Annotated in this window: 1 protein-coding gene; it reads left to right on the forward strand. The window is 71.5% G+C overall.

The window, feature by feature from the left end; translation table 11 throughout:
* The coding region (locus BIU94_RS17695) for a putative T7SS-secreted protein (protein ID WP_217639474.1) at positions 1-596 on the forward strand (596 nt) is incomplete at both ends.

Here is a 596-nt window from a genome sequence, read left to right on the forward strand (position 1 = left end):
CAGGGGGACGATCCGGTCAAGGGGGATCCGTCGTCGGTGCGGATGATGGCGCGGGAGTACCAGCGCATCTCCGACGCCGCCGATGACGCCTCGACCCGGTTGAACTCTGTGCAGGGGTCCGGGTGGCTCACCGACTGGCAGGGTGAGGCGGCGGACGTGTTCGTCGACGCGATCGAGGACACCCCGTCGGACCTGACCAAGCTCGTCGCGTCCTACGAAGCCGCAGCGACCGCGTTGTCGGGGTGGGCCGACGTCGTCGACGACACCCAGTACCGGGCTGACGGTGCGTTGGCGGACGCGAAGGACGCCTCCGGCGACCTCGCCGCAGCGCAGACCCGCCTCGCGGACGCACAGTCGACCCTGTCGCACTACCAGTCGGCGTCGAAGGACCTGTCGAAGGTCGCGGAGAAGTACCCGGCGGGCTCCGACGTCCCCGACGGGGTGGACGTGCCGTCGCCGGCGCAGTTGCGGGCAGCGTCCGACAACGCCTCCGTCGCGCAGGGCTCCGTGTCGAGCGCGCAGGGCGACATCGCTGCGGCGCAGTCCCGGATCGACGCGGCGAAGCGGCTCGTCGCCGACGCGAAGGGCGACTGGGA

The sequence above is a fragment of the Curtobacterium sp. MMLR14_006 genome, from assembly GCF_001864985.1.
GTDB lineage: Bacteria > Actinomycetota > Actinomycetes > Actinomycetales > Microbacteriaceae > Curtobacterium.